We start from the raw sequence: 16,455 nt of genomic DNA, 5'->3' as shown, positions 1-16,455 counted from the left end.
GCGCGTCGAGGCCCTTGCGGCGCTTGAGGCCATGGATGTGGGCAAGCCCCTGACACAGGCGCGCGCTGATGCGGGAGCTCTGGCGCGCTATTGCGAGTTTTACGGCGGGGCCGCTGACAAGATCCATGGCGAGACCATTCCCTATCTCGATGGCTACACGGTCTATACCCTGCGTGAGCCACACGGGGTCACCGGCCATATCGTGCCCTGGAACTATCCGATGCAGATCATTGGCCGCTCGGTGGGTGCAGCCCTGACCATGGGCAATGCCTGTGTGCTGAAACCGGCAGAAGAGGCCTGTCTCACCGCTCTGGCCTTTGCCGATATCGCCCTGGAAGCCGGCCTGCCTGCGGGCGCGCTGAACGTGGTGCCTGGCCTTGGGGCCGAGGCAGGTGCGGCGCTGACTGCCCATCCGGGTGTGCAGCATATCTCGTTTACCGGATCTGTCGCCACCGGCGCCCTGGTGCAACAGGCTGCAGGCAAGAACGTGGTGCCGGTGACGCTTGAGCTGGGGGGAAAGTCGCCACAGCTGGTGTTTGACGACGCTGATCTGGACGCAGCTCTGCCCTTTCTGGTCAACGCGGGCATTCAGAACGCTGGCCAGACCTGCTCGGCCTCCTCGCGCATTTTGGTACAGCGCGGTGTCTATGACGCGGTAAAGGCGCGGATGGCGGCCGCCTACGGCGACCTTAGCGTAGGTCCGGCTGCGGAGGACCTGCGCCTAGGGCCGCTGATTTCCAATCGGCAAAAAGACATTGTCGAAGGGTTCCTGACGAAGGGCGCAGATCTTGAGATTGCCGGACAGGGCCGCATTGTGGAAAGCGCTCCTGCAACCGGGGCCTATGTCTGCCCCACGCTGTTTGCCAATGTGCCAGCAGAGCATCCACTGGCACAGCAGGAGATCTTTGGTCCGGTGCAGGTCTTGATCCCTTTTGACAGCGAAGACGAGGCCCTGGCGATCGCAAATTCCACGGACTACGGGTTGGTCGCCAGTGTCTGGACCCGCGACGGCGCCCGCCAGATGCGACTGGCCAAAAAGCTGCGGGCAGGCCAGGTTTTCCTGAACAACTATGGGGCGGGCGGTGGCGTTGAGCTGCCTTTTGGCGGTGTTGGCAAATCCGGCCATGGTCGTGAAAAAGGCTTTGAAGCGCTCTATGGGTTTTCCCAGCTTAAAACCGTAGCGGCCCATCACGGATAGCTCTTGTCCAGGGCCTGCACCTTGCCTGAGCATAGAGGTTTTGCGTCGCGCGGGGGCTGGCCGCGCCTTACGGCGCGGCCAGCCCGGCCCAAGGGGCGCCCTTGCATTTTAATGCGAGGGCAACGCGCGGGAGCCCCCCCCTTTTTTGGGACAGAGAAATACCTCACCCAGAGGGGTATCTAGACAATCACATCCATGTGCTCTTGATCCCCGACATTGAAGACGCGCTTATAGCGTGCAATCTCAGCCGCTGGCCCCATGGCCTTGTTCGGGTTGTCTGACAGCTTAACTGTGGGTCGCCCATTCGCAGACACCGCCTTGCAGACCAGTGAGAAGGGTGCCAAGCCATCGTCCGGAACCAAGCCGCGAAAATCATTGGTGAGCAAAGTGCCCCAGCCAAAAGAGACCTTGGTCCGCCCGAAAAACTGCCGCTGCAACTCGGCGATCTTGTCGACATCCAGCCCATCCGAGAAAATCACCCGCTTTTCCCGCGGATCCTCTCCACGTTCCTGCCACCACTTGATCGCCACTTCAGCGCCTGCCGCCGGATCACCGCTGTCGATGCGAATTCCGGTCCAGCCGGCCAGCCAGTCGGGTGCATGTTCAAGAAAGCCCTTGGTGCCATAGGTGTCCGGCAGGATGATGCGCAGATTGCCCTCGTGTTCGTCATGCCAGTCCGACAACACGTCATATGGCGCGCGCGCCAGGGCTGCGTCATCCGCGGCCAGGGCCGAATAGATCATTGGCAGCTCATGGGCATTGGTGCCGATCGCCTCAACCTCTCGCCGCATCGCAATGAGACAGTTCGAGGTGCCGGTGAACTTGGACCCCAGACCCTCACGCATCGCCTGCACGCACCAGTCCTGCCACAAAAACCCATGGCGGCGGCGGGTGCCGAAATCGGCAATGCTCAGACCTTCAATGTCCCGCAGGCGCTCGATCTTTTCCCAGACCCGTGTCATGGCGCGGGCATAGAGGATCTGCAGCTCAAAACGGCCCATGTCCTTGAGCACGGCGCGGGATCTCAGCTCCATCAGGACCGCCAGCGCTGAGATTTCCCAGAGCATGACCTCATGCCATTTCCCTTCAAAGGTCAGCTCATACTGATCGCCTTTGCGTTCCAGATGATAGGCGGGCAGGCGCAGGCCTTCGAACCACTCCATAAAATCGGGGCGAAACATCTGGCGTTTGCCGTAAAAGGTATTGCCGCGCAGCCAGGTGCTTTCGCCGCGCGTCAGCGACAGTGAGCGGATATGATCCAGCTGTTCGCGCAGCTCGCCTTCGTCGACCAAATGCGCCAGCGGCACCGATGTGGACCGGTTGATCAGCGAAAACGTGACCTCGGTGTCCGCCTTGTTGCGAAACACTGATTGGCACATCAGCAATTTATAAAAGTCCGTATCAATCAACGAGCGGACGATCGGGTCGATCTTCCATTTGTGATTGTAGACGCGGGTTGCGATATCCACCGGCGGCCTCATGTAAGTTCGGTCAAGACTTGATAGGACAGACGATAAACGCGGGGCAAGGGCGTCACCCGGCCCGTTGCCTGCGCTGCAGATCGCCAAAGGCAGCCAGAACATCCAAAAGCTGGCTCCGGTTGATCGGCTTGGTCAGAAACTCGTCCATACCCGCCGCCAGACAGGCCTCACGATCGGTATCAAAGGCATTCGCCGTCAGCGCGATGATGATAGGCTGGGACTGCCCATTGGACCGGATGATGCGCGTGGCCTCGAGCCCGTCAATCACCGGCATACTGACATCCATCAGGATGATATCCGGCTTGAAGTGCTGCGCCAGTTCCACGGCCTCGGCGCCATCTTTGGCAAACTCCAGCTCCAGCGCGACCTCTTTCAGAAACTTCTGCACCAGCAGCCGGTTGACCCGGTTATCCTCGGCCACCAGCAGTCGCAGCCCCTGCAAGCCCTCACTGCGGATCCGATTATCTCTGGCCGTGTCCTCAGCGACATCAGAAGACCGGGCCACCTCAAAGGGCAATGCGATGGTAAAACAAGATCCGGTGCCAATCTCAGAGCTCACAGTGATCCGGCCGCCCATGGCTTTGGCAAGGCGGCGTGAGATCGCAAGACCCAGCCCAGATCCGCCAAACCGGCGACTGATTGCTGCATCCGCCTGGGAAAACCGCTCAAAAATACCGGTGAGCATGTCTTCTGGAATGCCGATACCAGTGTCGGCAATCGCACAGTGCAACATCACACTGCCATCGGCGCGTTGCTCGGCATCCACCGAGACCCCGACCCGGCCTTTTTCGGTGAACTTGATCGCATTGCCTATCAGATTGATCAGAATTTGGCGCAGCCGGTGATCATCTCCATGCAGATACCTGGGCAAATCCGCCTCACGCTCAAGGCTCAGCTCCAGGCCTTTTATTTCGGCCTGGGGCCGCAAAAGGCGCACCGTCTCGTCACAGCATCGGTGCAGGTCAAAATCGCAGGGGTTCAGCGTGATCTGCTCGGCTTCCAGCTTTGACAGGTCGAGAATATCATTGATCAGGGCCAGCAATGTACTGGCCGAGCTGAGAATCGTATCCGTGTAGAGCTGTTGATCCGAATCTAGCTCTGTGTCTTCCAACAGCTGCGCCATGCCAATGACCCCGTTCATCGGCGTGCGGATCTCATGACTCATTGTGGCAAGGAAATCGGATTTGGCGCGTGCTCCCTCTTCGGCGGCGCGGCGGGCCTCTTCCAGCTGTTGCGCATTTTGTTTGGCAGCCGTCATATCACGCTCTACCGCGATATAAGATATCGCGCGGCCATCGCTATCCAGGATCGGCACTTGGTTGGTCTCTATCCAGATATCATGGCCATCTTTGTGCCGGTTCAGGATTTCAACCCGGAAAGGCTTTGCTTCGCGGCGGCCCTCCTCAATCGCCTTGATCACCGACAGATCGGTTTTTGGGTGATTCAGAAAAGCCCCGGGATTCTGCCCCAGCACCTCGTCAAAGCTATACCCCGTGAGCCGGGTGAAGGCCTCATTCACCCATTGCACCCTGCCGTCTCCGTCGACGACAAGAACGCTGTCATTGGCGTGGCGGGCCACCAGTGCCAGTTTCTTGGCCTCGGTCTGCTGCTCCAGCAGGCTTTGATAGGCGCCTTCCAGCTCTTGCTGCTGCAGCGCCTGGGTCAACAGCAGGCTGCGGGTGCGGGAAAAGCTTCGCATGACAAAGGTCAAAAACCAAATCAGCGAACCGTAGAGGATCATCAAGCCAGTCAACTGCAGCTGGAAATTTGCGTACCCGCCTATGACCAGGCCCGCGGCCAGCAACGAAAGTGAAGCCAGGCCATAGACGCTGAGCCGGGCAACTGTCGCCGGCCAATGATAGGGAAGCAGCAACGCGGCATTTATTGCCGCCCCCACCAAAAGACCAAAGGTAAAGACAGTATCGATTGGTCCCAGCCCGGCAACATCCAACAGCGGTTCAGCCCAATAGGGCGCCATCGCACCAAACGACACGGCACAGGCATGCAACAAAGCCGAAAAGGTACTGATGCGCTGCAACCAAAGAGAAGAAGCCCCAGCCAAGAGATTTTTGCAGGCGAAGCGCAGGAAATACCCATGGATCAGCTCGGCAGTGCCCACCACCAGAAACGCAAGCGCTCCGACACTCGGCGCCACAACAACCGCAAGCAGTATGCCAACCACGGCATCAAAAATCAGGCGGGGCCAGAATAACCTGAGCTGCCCGCGGGCGTACCGCAAGAACAGCCCCTCGACGCTGAAATTGTCATAGTGCTGGGCCAATGGCCCCTTACCAGGCGTGCCGTGGTTGGTCATTCTTGCCTGCTGCCTCCGCGCGATCCCCTTAGGAATAGCCGATCCAGTCTTTCAAATTCCCTAAAACGCAGTGTCAGCAAACCAGCGGTTGTTTTATCCAGAGCCCGTTTTCAGCTGAACCCCAGCCGCCTGCATCTCTGACAGGGACCTGTCCAAAGACCCTTCCAGATCGATGGCCCGGCAGGCGTCCAGATCAACGCTAACGCGAAACCCCAGTCTGGCGGCATCAAGAGCCGTATAGGCGACGCAGAAATCCGTCGCCAGTCCGACCAGTGTCACATCACTGATCCCCCGGTTGCGCAGATAGCCCTCAAGGCCCGTCGGAGTGGTTTGGTCGTTTTCAAAAAAGCCCGAGTAGCTGTCGATCATCGGGCGAAAGCCCTTGCGCAGGATGAGATCGCCTTGGGTGTTCAAATCCGGGTGGAACTGCGCGCCCTCAGTGCCCTGCACGCAGTGGTCGGGCCACAAAACCTGAGGGCCATATGGCATCTCGATCATCTCAAAAGGCGCCTTTTGGCGATGCGATGTGGCAAAAGAAGAATGCCCCGCCGGGTGCCAGTCCTGGGTCAGGATCACCGTCTCAAACTGCCGCATCAGGGCGTTTATCGGCGCCACCACCTCGTCGCCACCGGGCACGGCAAGTGATCCGCCCGGGCAAAAGTCGTTCTGCACGTCGATTACAATCAGAGCCTGTGACATTTCCCACTCCTCGTTGCACTTTTGTTTTGTCTACCCAATCGCGCCCCTCAGGAAAACCAGTTCTTTGATTTGATTGCAGTATCTGTGCCCAAAGAGGCGCGGATCAAACGCGCAATTTGCCGCTTAAATCCACAACAGGTCGGGCTTGCTCTTGATAAACATCTGCCAGAGTTCTAAGGGCGCAGCATGTTTAGAATTGCAGCCCTCTATCACTTTACCCGCTTTGCCGATCCTGCCGCCCTGAAACCGGCGCTGCTGGAGCTGTGTTTGCAACATCAGGTGACTGGCTCTTTGCTGCTGGCGCATGAGGGGATCAATGGCACCATTGCCGGACCCCAGGCCGGTATCGAAGCGGTGCTTGCCCATATCAAATCCCTGCCCGGCTGTGCCGATCTGGACTGGAAAGACGCAACAAGCGATCATCCTCCCTTTGGCAAGATAAAGGTCCGCCTGAAAAAAGAGATCGTCACCATGGGTCAGCCCGATGTCGATCCCATTGCCAGCGTTGGTCACTATGTTGAACCCGAGGACTGGAACGCGCTGATCCGCGCCGAGGATGTCGCCGTCATCGACACCCGCAACGACTATGAGGTGCAGATCGGCACATTCGAGGGCGCGATTGACCCCGAAACCGCAACCTTTCGCGACTTCCCCGCCTGGTGGGAGGCCAACAAGGACCGGTTTCACAACAAGCGTGTCGCAATGTTTTGCACCGGTGGCATTCGCTGCGAGAAATCGACCAACTACCTGCTGAGCCAGGGGGTTGAGGATGTCTACCATCTGAAGGGTGGCATTCTGCGCTATCTGGAAGAGGTGCCGCCCGAGGACAGCAGCTGGCAGGGCGACTGTTTTGTCTTCGACAACCGGGTCTCTGTCGGTCACGGATTGGTCGAAGGCCCGCATGAGCTGTGCCACGGCTGCCGCCGTCCCATCGTGCCCGCAGACAAGGCACGCCCCAGTTTTGAGCTGGGCGTTTCCTGTTACCAATGCATTGATGAGACCTCCGAGGCAGACAAGGCGCGGTTTCGCGAGCGGCAAAAACAGATGTGTCTGGCCCGTGAGCGCGGCGAAGCGCATCATGGCGGCCGCAGCGTTCTGGACTGATGACAATCAGCCGCCTCCGGGTGGCGATCTCTTACTTTTCAACACCCTCTATGCCGCCCCGGCAGCAAAACCTGTGCCTGTTTCGCACGGCACCGTTTGGCCGGGTTCCCTCTCCCCCGGCCACCATCCACAATGAGAGAATTATTTTTAAAGGGGATTTTAGCTAAACAGATTTTTTCGCTATAGGTTTTTCGCCCTAAACGAGAGAGATTCAGGTGTGGAGTGTTTCAACTGAGCGAGCGCTTTGCAGAGGAGAACCAGTGAATACTTATTAGCGAGACCCGAATGAATATGACCCAACGCTTTCAGGAAGCGCCTGCCGTTTCCTCAAATATTTCCTTAGGAGATATCCGCGTTCCCGACCTGTTTCGCGACCTTCCAGATGCGGTGATCATTGCTGATCCAGACCGACGCATCACCTGGGTAAACCCCGCCTTTCAAACACTTTTTGGCTATAGCCAGGACGACTTTCCTGCCCTGACCACCAAGGCCCTCTATGCCGACCCGGATGACTATGAAAAGCAACGTCATCGCTACCAGAGCACGGCAGAGGTGGAAGGCGGGCACAGCTACGAGATGCACTACCGGCGCAAGAACGGCAGACGCTTTCTGTCCCAGACAACGGGTGGCACGATCCGCAACAAAGGCGGCACTGTGTTAGGTTTTTTTGCCATCATAAAAGACATTTCAAAACCCCGCGCATTAGAGGATCTGCTGCACAATCTGTTCCGCATTTCAGCCAGTCAGGAGATCGGGCACACCGCCAAGATACAGGCCATACTAAAGCTGGGCTGCGAACATTTTCAGACCGATTCAGCGTTGGTCAGCTGGGTGCGCAACGAGACCTATACCATCCTCTACAGCCATTCAGATCTGGTAGATGTTCCGCGTGGCACCTCTTTTCCTTTGGGCGACACCTATTGCTCCGAGATGTTGGCACAGAATGCCCCTCTGGCCTGTCACAGCGCCAGAAACTCACGGTTTGCGACCCACCCCTGCTATGATCTCTTTCTGTTGGAGACCTATATCGGTGTGCCCCTGATTGTTGATGGTGAAATTTTTGGCACCCTGAATTTCACCTCGCCCGAAGAGCGCCATCCCTTTGAGCCCGGTGATCTGGAGATGATCAAGATGTTTGCCGCCTGGATCGGGCAGCAATTGAGCTTTGAGAAGGCCGCCAATCAACTGCCAGTCCAGAGCTGATACCTGTCTGCGCCCCCCCCCCCTTCTGACAAACAAGCCCGGCTAAACTGGCCGGGTTAAACTAGCTGGGGCAAACTGGCTGGGGCAAACTGGCTGGGGCAAAAACAGATAACAGCAAAACAGACCGGGAAATGGCCGACCCGAATGCAGCTCAGGCACCGATATTGGCGTGATCCGTCAGGCACTCTGCATGATCCCGAAGCACCTCAAGCACCCGGCATTGTGCAACCGAGTGTTGACCGCAATCGTCGATCATCCGTTTCAACTCTACCTGCAGCGCCTGCAGCCGGGCGATGCGCTCCTCCACCTGCTTCAGCTGCTGGCGCGCAATGGAATCTGCATCGGCACAGGACTGCGCCGGGTTGTCCGCCAGATCCAGCAGGTCGCGGATCGCCTCAAGCGAAAACCCCAGCTGCCGCCCATGGCGCACAAAGGCGAGACGGTCCAGATCCGCCGGGCCATAGCGCCGCTGACCGCCTTCGGTGCGGTCTGGCTCGGGCAGCAGGCCGATGCTTTCATAATAACGCACGGTCTGCACCTTGGTGCCGGTGCGTTTTGCCAGTGTCCCGATGGTCAGCATATCAGTGCTCCTTTGCCTGCAGCAGGCGCAGTGCATTCGCCACCACCAGCAGCGCGACGCCAACATCCGCCGCAATCGCGCCCCACATCGAGGCCATGCCAAAGGCGGTTGCCAGCGCAAAACCCAGTTTGGTCATGAGCGACAGGGTGATGTTCTGGTGGATCACCGCCATGGTACGGCGCGAATGCGAGATCAGCCAGGGCAGTCGGCTGATATCGTCGCTCATCAGGGCAATATCTGCGGTCTCGATCGCGGCATCCGACCCCACGGCCCCCATCGCCACGGCAAAATGCGCCCGCGCCATGGCCGGGGCATCATTGACCCCGTCGCCCATCATCGCAACCATGCCGTAGCGCTGGGTAAGCTCCTCAATCACGGCAACCTTGTCAGCTGGCAGCAGCGCGGCATGGACCTCGTCGATCCCCGTCTGCTGCGCCACCGCCTGCGCTGTGGCAGCATTGTCCCCCGTGAGCATCACCACCTTTTTGACGCCAAGACCATGCAACGCGGCAATCATCTTGCGAGCCTCGGGCCTGACCCTGTCGCGCAGCGCAATCACCCCCATGATCCCGGCCGGGCTGCCCACGACGACCAGCGTCGCGCCAGAGGCCTCGATCTCTGCCATTTTGCTCTGGGGCAATGCGGCCTCAAACCCCTTCTCGATGGCAAAGCGCGGCGAGCCCAGCCAAAACAACTGGCCCTGCAGGCGCCCCTCGATGCCGCGCCCCGGCACAGCCCGGCTGTCACTGGCGGCAACAATCGTCAGGTTCTGAGTGTTGGCTTCCGACAAGAGCGCCAGCGCCAGCGGGTGCGAGGCGCGTGCCTCAAGCGCGGCGGCAGTGCGCAACAGATCTTGCGCGCTTGTTTCGCCCAGCGCAAAAATCTCTGACACCTCAGGCCTGCCCTCGGTCAGGGTGCCGGTTTTGTCCAGCGCGATGGCCTGCAGCTTCCCCGGTGCCTCGATATAGGCGCCGCCCTTGATCAGCACCCCGGCGCGGGCCGAGGCCGCAAGGGCCGCAACAATCGACACCGGCGTCGAGATCACCAGCGCGCAGGGGCAGGCAATCACCAGCAGCACCAGCGCATTATAGACCCAAAAGCCCCAGTCAGCGCCAGTGACCAATGGCGGCAGCAGGGCCAGCGCAATCGCCAGTGCCATCACCACCGGCGTGTAGATGCGGGCAAATTTTGTCACCCATTGTTCAACCGGCGCACGGCGGGCATGGGCGTCGCCCACCATGCGGGTGATCTTGGCCAGAACGGTATCTCCGGCCAGTTTGGTGGCCGCAACTGTCAGGCTGCCATCGCCATTGATTGTTCCGGCATAGACCTCATCGCCGACCCCTTTGGCCACAGGCGCGCTTTCGCCAGTGATCGGCGCCGGATTGACCTCGCCTGTGCCTGCCGTAACCCGGCCATCCAGCGGAATGCGGTCGCCGCCGCGCACCACAAAGAGCTAACCAATCTGTACCTGTTGAGCCGGTATATCTGCCTCGGTACCATCGCTGTGGAGCACCCGCGCGCTGGGCGGCGCCAGATTGAGCAGGGTTGCGACCGCAGTGCGGGCACGTCCAACGCTCCAGGATTCCAGCGTCAGCGACAGGGCAAAGAAAAAGGCAACTGTTGCCGCCTCAAAATACTCACCCAGCGTGATGGCACCAGCGACAGCCACCACCATCAAAAGGTTCATATCCGGCGCCAGATTGCGCAGCGCATACCAGGCCTTTGGCAGTACCAGCCAGACGCCCAGCATCACGGCACTCAGAAACAAGCCCAGCTCAGCCAACGGCACTGGCTGGCTGCCATGTCCGGCAAACAGCTGGCCAAGACCCGCAGCCCCTGAATGGCCGATATGCCAGGCAAGCCCCGCGCCCCAAAATGCGGCACTGGCAGCGGTAAAGCGTTTTTGGCGGCTGAGATGCGCCGCCTGGTCCGCTCCGGCGCTTTTGGCGTCCCATAGTTTGGCGCGCAGGCCGGTGCCCGCGAGGCGTGACAGAACCTCGGCATCGTCGATCTGGCGTGCGGTGGGCAACAGGATCATCCGGCCGTTGAGCACATCAAAACCCAGATGCTCAACCCCGCCAACTGCCTCGCCCAAGGCGCGGTTCAGGATTGCCACCTCTTCGGCACAGTCGAGGCCGTTGACCCGAAAACTGCGCCCAACGCGCAGCTGGTCTTTACTGGCCACGGGAACAGAGACAGCGCCACTGCAGCATCCCGCCCCAATTGCGGCGGGATGCTTAGGTCCATTCTCAGGAATATCAGCCTTGTCAGGATCAATCGGGATGGAACAGCTGTCATGGGGCATTGTCTGGCCTCGTTGTTTTCAAAGACCTCCACTAGATAAATCCTCCAGTGACTAGAGGGGTTCAAGAGGGTTTTTGAAAAACTTTTGGCCCGTTCCTGAGCGTGCCCGGTCTTGGGTGTGCCAAAACCTATCGCAAGGTTTTGCACAGAGTAGCACCGCCCCAAACAGAAGGGGCGGCGCCAAAAGTTTTAACTCAGCTGTCGCTGCTGTCGTCATAGTCCGACATGGGCGGGCAGGTGCAGACCAGATTGCGGTCGCCGTAGGCATTGTCGACCCGGTTCACGGGGGACCAGTATTTGTCGACCCCTAATGATCCGGGAGGGAAGCAGGCCTCTTCGCGGCTGTAGGGACGATCCCAGTCGCCCACCAGATCCCGCACCGTATGCGGCGCGTTCTTCAGCGGGTTGTTCTGCGCGTCGATCTTACCGTCGATAACATCCTGCGCCTCGGCCCGGATCGACAGCATCGCATCACAAAAGCGATCCAGCTCGTCCTTGGGCTCGGATTCCGTGGGCTCGACCATCAGCGTGCCAGCAACCGGCCAGGACATGGTCGGCGCGTGAAAGCCCGAATCGACCAGACGCTTGGCAACATCATCCACCGTGATGCCGCCTGCGTCATTCAGCGGCCGGGTATCGAGGATGCACTCATGCGCCACGCGCCCGGTGGCCGAGGTATAGAGCACACCGTAAGCGTCGTTCAGCCGCGCCGCGATATAGTTGGCGTTCAGGATCGCAACCTTGGTGGCCTGTGTCAGACCAGCACCACCCATCAGGAGGATATAGGCCCAGGACACCGGCAGGATCGAAGGGGAGCCAAAGGGCGCCGCCGAAACAGGCCCCACAGCCGAGCCGTACTCCGGATGACCCGGCAGGTGCTCGGTCAGATGCGCCTTGACGCCAATGGGGCCCATGCCGGGACCGCCGCCGCCATGGGGAATGCAAAAGGTCTTATGCAGGTTCAGGTGACTGACATCGCCGCCAATCTTGCCGGGCTGGGCGAGGCCCACCATGGCGTTCATGTTGGCACCATCAATATAGACCTGCCCGCCGTGATCATGGGTGATCTGGCAGACCTCCTGCACGGTTTCTTCAAACACACCGTGGGTCGAGGGATAGGTGATCATGCAGGCGGCCAGATTGTCTGAGTGCTTTTCTGCCTTGGCACGGAAATCCGCGATATCAATGTTGCCATGGTCATCTGCCACAACCGGAACCACCTTATAGCCCACCATCTGTGCCGAGGCCGGGTTGGTGCCATGCGCCGAGGTCGGGATCAGGCAGACATTGCGGTGCGCATCCCCGCGCGCCGCGTGGTAGCTGCGAATGGTCAAAAGACCAGCATATTCCCCCTTCGCGCCCGAGTTGGGCTGCTGGCTGATCGCATCATAGCCGGTGATCTGACACAGCTTGTCGTTCAGATCCTCGATCATCATGTGATAGCCCTGCGCCTGATCTTTGGGGCAAAAGGGGTGCAGGTTGCCAAACTCGGGCCAGGTGACCGGGATCATCTCAACCGTGGCGTTCAGCTTCATGGTGCAGGAGCCCAGTGGGATCATCGACCGGTCCAGCGCCAGATCGCGGTCGGCAAGGCGGCGCATATAACGCGTGATCTCGGCCTCGGCCCGGTTCTTGTGAAAGATCGGGTGGGTGAGATAGGCACTTTCGCGCAACGCATAATCCGGCAGACGATAGGCACGATTGGCCTGGCTGTCGTCAGTCTTGTTGATGCCAAAGGCGCCCCAGACGGCCTCGATGGTTTCCTTGCGGGTCTGTTCATCCAGGCTGATGCCAACCCTTGTTTCGCCAACCTTGCGCAGGTTGATGCCACGGGCAACGGCGGCCTCCATGACGGTACGCTGCAAGGGGCCAACCTCAACCGTGATGGTGTCAAAGAACACCTCGGGCTCCACCTTGAAACCGTGCTCTTCCAGCCCTGCCGCCAGACGCGAGGTCTTGCGGTGCACCGACTGGGCAATCGCCTTGATGCCATCGGGGCCGTGATAGACGGCATACATCGAGGCCATCACAGCCAGCAGCGCCTGCGCGGTACAGACGTTAGAGTTGGCCTTTTCGCGGCGGATGTGTTGTTCGCGGGTTTGCAGCGCCAGGCGGTAGGCCTTGTTGCCCCGGCTGTCGATCGACACACCAATGATGCGGCCCGGCATGGCGCGCTTTAGCTTATCCGTGGTGGCCATATAGGCCGCGTGCGGGCCACCATAGCCCATGGGCACACCAAACCGCTGGGTCGAGCCAATCGCAATATCAGCGCCCATCTCGCCGGGAGATTTCAGCAGCGCCAGCGACAGAATGTCGGCAGCAACCACGGCAATGCCTTTGTGCTCATGCAGCGCACTGATCTCATTGGTAAAGTCGCGCACATGGCCATGGGTGCCGGGATACTGGAAGATCGCCCCAAAAACCGCACCTGCCTCCAACTCATCCGGATCGGCAACCACGACATCGATGCCCAGTGGCTCGGCCCGGGTCTGGATCACGGCAATGGTCTGCGGATGGCAGTTCCTGTCGACAAAGAACGCCGCATTGTTGGCCTTGGAGCGCGCGCCGCGATGCGCCATCGCCATGGCTTCGGCGGCGGCGGTGGCCTCGTCCAACAAAGAGGCATTGGCGATATCCATACCGGTAAGGTCGCTGACCATGGTCTGAAAGTTCAAAAGCGCCTCAAGGCGTCCCTGCGAGATCTCGGGCTGATAGGGGGTATAGGCCGTGTACCAGGCGGGGTTTTCCAGGATGTTGCGCAGGATCGGCGCCGGGGTCGAGGTGCCATAATAGCCCTGACCGATCAGCGAGGTCAGCACCTTGTTCTTGCCCGCCACCTGCTTCATGTGGCACAGCGCATCGCGCTCGGTCATGGCCGGGCCCCAGTCCAGCGGCTCTTGCTGGCGAATGGCGGCTGGCACCGTGGCGTCGATCAGCTCATCAAGGGTGGTAAAGCCAATCACCTTCAGCATCTCGGCCATCTCTGTCGGTGAGGGGCCGATGTGGCGGCGGTTGGCAAAGTCGTAGGCTTCGTAGTCGGTCAGTTTAAAGGCCATGGTTTTGGTCCTTATGGCAGGGCAGTGGGAGCGCAGAAAAAGGAGATGCCGACCAGAGGCCGACGACAAGAGCGTTTTTATCCAACAAAGGCTTTGTAGCCGTCCAGATCCATCAGATCCTCCAGCTGAGTGGCATCGGAGAGTTTGATCTTGTAGATCCAGGCCTCGCCTTCGGGGCTTTCGTTCAGCGCACCGGGGTTATCTTCCAGAGCGGCATTTGCCTCAACAACTTCGCCGTTCAGCGGCGCATAGATTTCCGAGGCCGCCTTGACGGATTCGATCACGCCGATCTCATCGCCTTTTTCAAAATCGTCGCCGGCTTCTTTTTGCTCGACAAAAACGATCTCGCCCAGCTGATCAGCGGCGTGCTGGGTGATGCCGACAGTGGCCATGTCACCTTCAACGGTGACCCATTCGTGCTCTTCGGAATAATAGGTGGTCATGCGAGACTCTCCTTCGTGTCTTGTCGGGCTGTGTCTTGTCGGGACTGTGCCTTGTCGGCACTCTTAGCGTTTTTAGTTCTGGGTCACAAAGGGCAGCGCCACCACGTCGGCTGGCTGCGCCTTGCCCCGGATGATCAGGTTCACCTTTTCGCCCGGCGTGGCATGGCCTGCCGTGACATAGCCCATGGCGACGGGTGCGCCAACTGTTGGCCCAAAGCCACCCGAGGTGAATGCAGCCGATGGTCTCACCGGCCAGGTTTTGCACCTCAACCCCTTGCCGTGCTGGCGCGCGGCGCCTTCGGGTTTGATGCCAACCAGTTTGCCGCGCGGCACCCTCGCTCAATTCTTTCTGAATGCGTGCAGCGCCCGGAAAGCCACCCTCTTCGCGGCGGCGTTTCTGCATTGCCCAGCTCAGCGAGGCCTCAACGGGCGAGGTGTCATTGTCGATGTCATTGCCATAGAGGCACAGACCCGCCTCAAGGCGCAAGCTGTCGCGCGCACCAAGCCCTGCAGGTTCGCAATCCTCATGGGCCAGAAAGGCCCGGGTGATCTCGACGGCCTTGTCTTCGGGGATCGAGATCTCATAGCCATCCTCACCGGTGTAGCCCAGCCGCGACAGACGACAGGTCACACCCAGGATCTCGGCCTCGATGGTTTCCATGAATTTCATCTCACGCGCCGCCGGGCAACAGATCACCCACGACATTTTCCGCCGCCGGTCCCTGCACTGCCACCAGCGCGCGATCAAAGATCTCGGTGACTTCAACACCTGCCAGATGCTTGGCCATATGCGGGATATCCTGATGCCGCATCGAGGCATTGACCACGACAAAAAAGTGATCGCCCGCATTCGAGACGATCAGATCGTCCATGATGCCGCCAGTCTCATTGGTGAAAAACGTATAGCGCGCCTTGCCCTCTTTCAGGGTGGTAAAGGCCGAGGGCGCAATGGCTTCCAGCTTTTGCGCGACACCCTCACCCCTGAGGATCACCTGCCCCATATGAGAGACGTCAAACAGCCCGGCCTTTTCGCGGCATTGCTTGTGCTCCCCCATGATGCCCATGGGATATTGCACCGGCATTTCCCAGCCAGCAAAATCAACCATCTTGCCGCCCAGTTCCACGTGCAGATCATAAAGCGGGGTACGTTTGGGTGCGTCAGTCATCATAGGGGCCCTTTTGTCAAAGATCGGTTGCGATGAACCATAACCATGCCGTGTGCATCTTAGACGACCAGGACCAGACTGAAGGCCAACCCGCTGCAGGTTTCGACATCGTCCACCAGCCGCTGATCTTTGCACTCCAGCAGGCAAAAGCCCGCATGCACGCCGCAATGTTCCTTTAGGAAACTTTTACCCCTTAGGCAACAAAAAGAAGTTGTGTGGAAATTTTTGACGGATGCGGTCATCAAAGCTAAGGTTCATCTGCAACAGGAGAAATCACCCCATATGGAACCGGTTCAGCCAGAAGAAACAGGTCTCGCGGCAGAGGCGAGCGAGGCTCCGGATGGCGAAGTGCTGGGGAAAATGATTCGCGATGCCCGCAAAGTAAAGGGTCTGACACTGGAAGAAGCCGCCAGGGCCGCCGCCATTGGGCGCTCAACCCTGTCAAAGATTGAAAACAACCAGACCCGTCCCAGTTTTGAAATCATCCGCCGCCTGATGCAGACGCTTGAGCTGGAAACACCGCAGCTGTTTGTGCAATCCGCCCAGACCAGTATCTCGGGGCGGCGCGACTACACTCTGTCCGGGCAGGGCGAGCATCAGGAAACCACCACCTACGATCATGAGCTGCTGTGCACCGAGCTGACGAGCAAACGTATGCTGCCCTATATCAGCACCATCAAGGCCCGCGATGTCACTGAATATGACAGCTGGGTCCGCCATCGCGGCGAAGAGTTCATGTATGTGATCAGTGGCGATCTGGTGCTTTACACCGAGCATTATCGCCCGCTTGCCATGACGGCCGGTGACTCGGTCTATTACGACAGCGGCATGGGCCATGGCTGTGTGTCGACCAGCACGCAGGACGCAAAGGTGCTTTGGGTCTCACTGGAGATCTGAAACGCCG

The 16,455-nt window shown here is 59.4% G+C and carries 12 protein-coding genes and 1 pseudogene; 4 read left to right on the top strand and 9 right to left on the bottom strand.

Going from position 1 to position 16,455, the window contains the following annotated elements; genetic code table 11:
• Positions 1–1,198, top strand: a 1,198-nt coding sequence (locus tag B4968_RS04965) for an aldehyde dehydrogenase family protein (protein ID WP_083097122.1), incomplete at its 5' end; no start/stop codon positions are given.
• A 179-nt stretch (positions 1,199–1,377) separates the two neighbouring features.
• Here the strand turns inward: B4968_RS04965 and pncB are convergent.
• The 3 genes from pncB to pncA all read right to left on the bottom strand — a co-directional run bounded on the left by pncB (position 1,378) and on the right by pncA (position 5,692).
• On the bottom strand, positions 1,378–2,667 hold the full coding sequence (pncB, locus tag B4968_RS04960) for a nicotinate phosphoribosyltransferase (protein WP_083097120.1): 1,290 nt from the start codon (positions 2,665–2,667) through the stop codon (positions 1,378–1,380).
• 64 nt (positions 2,668–2,731) lie between these two features.
• A complete protein-coding gene (locus tag B4968_RS04955; protein ID WP_083097118.1) occupies positions 2,732–4,993 on the bottom strand; it encodes a hybrid sensor histidine kinase/response regulator in 2,262 nt (753 codons plus the stop codon).
• A gap of 93 nt (positions 4,994–5,086) precedes the next feature.
• The gene (pncA, locus tag B4968_RS04950; RefSeq protein ID WP_083097116.1) at positions 5,087–5,692 is read right to left on the bottom strand and encodes a bifunctional nicotinamidase/pyrazinamidase; all 606 of its coding nucleotides are present in this window, start codon (positions 5,690–5,692) and stop codon (positions 5,087–5,089) included.
• Between the two features lie 186 nt (positions 5,693–5,878).
• Here pncA and trhO point away from each other — a divergent pair, with 186 nt between their 5' ends.
• A complete protein-coding gene (gene trhO, locus B4968_RS04945) occupies positions 5,879–6,796 on the top strand; it encodes an oxygen-dependent tRNA uridine(34) hydroxylase TrhO (protein ID WP_083097114.1) in 918 nt (305 codons plus the stop codon).
• A gap of 285 nt (positions 6,797–7,081) precedes the next feature.
• Positions 7,082–7,999: a PAS domain S-box protein gene (locus B4968_RS04940; protein ID WP_241525571.1), complete on the top strand. Its 918-nt coding sequence runs from the start codon at positions 7,082–7,084 to the stop codon at positions 7,997–7,999.
• 151 nt (positions 8,000–8,150) lie between these two features.
• On the opposite strand, the gene B4968_RS04935 is transcribed toward B4968_RS04940, so the two are convergent.
• The 6 genes and pseudogenes from B4968_RS04935 to gcvT all read right to left on the bottom strand — a co-directional run bounded on the left by B4968_RS04935 (position 8,151) and on the right by gcvT (position 15,551).
• Complete coding sequence (locus B4968_RS04935) at positions 8,151–8,579, bottom strand: MerR family transcriptional regulator (protein WP_083097112.1); 429 nt, start codon at positions 8,577–8,579, stop codon at positions 8,151–8,153.
• 1 nt (position 8,580) lies between these two features.
• A complete protein-coding gene (locus tag B4968_RS26365; RefSeq protein ID WP_479559040.1) occupies positions 8,581–10,029 on the bottom strand; it encodes a heavy metal translocating P-type ATPase in 1,449 nt (482 codons plus the stop codon).
• 6 nt (positions 10,030–10,035) lie between these two features.
• On the bottom strand, positions 10,036–10,887 hold the full coding sequence (locus tag B4968_RS26360; RefSeq protein WP_479559039.1) for a hypothetical protein: 852 nt from the start codon (positions 10,885–10,887) through the stop codon (positions 10,036–10,038).
• Between the two features lie 193 nt (positions 10,888–11,080).
• Positions 11,081–13,942 (bottom strand): aminomethyl-transferring glycine dehydrogenase, encoded by a 2,862-nt coding sequence (gene gcvP, locus B4968_RS04925; protein ID WP_083097110.1) that lies wholly within the window; start codon positions 13,940–13,942, stop codon positions 11,081–11,083.
• 77 nt (positions 13,943–14,019) lie between these two features.
• Entirely contained in the window at positions 14,020–14,385 is a 366-nt protein-coding gene (gcvH, locus tag B4968_RS04920) for a glycine cleavage system protein GcvH (RefSeq protein ID WP_083097108.1), read from the bottom strand.
• 72 nt (positions 14,386–14,457) lie between these two features.
• A pseudogene (gene gcvT / locus B4968_RS26035) lies at positions 14,458–15,551 on the bottom strand (glycine cleavage system aminomethyltransferase GcvT).
• Between the two features lie 282 nt (positions 15,552–15,833).
• On the opposite strand from gcvT, the gene B4968_RS04910 reads away from it, so the two are divergent.
• Positions 15,834–16,448: a helix-turn-helix domain-containing protein gene (locus tag B4968_RS04910; RefSeq protein WP_083097126.1), complete on the top strand. Its 615-nt coding sequence runs from the start codon at positions 15,834–15,836 to the stop codon at positions 16,446–16,448.
• Positions 16,449–16,455: the final 7 nt, after the last annotated feature.

Origin of the sequence: Pseudophaeobacter leonis (assembly GCF_002087335.1) — a bacterium.
Lineage (GTDB): Bacteria > Pseudomonadota > Alphaproteobacteria > Rhodobacterales > Rhodobacteraceae > Pseudophaeobacter > Pseudophaeobacter leonis.
The sequence above is the reverse complement of the archived record's forward strand: the minus strand, read 5'-3'. Positions and strand labels throughout refer to the sequence as shown.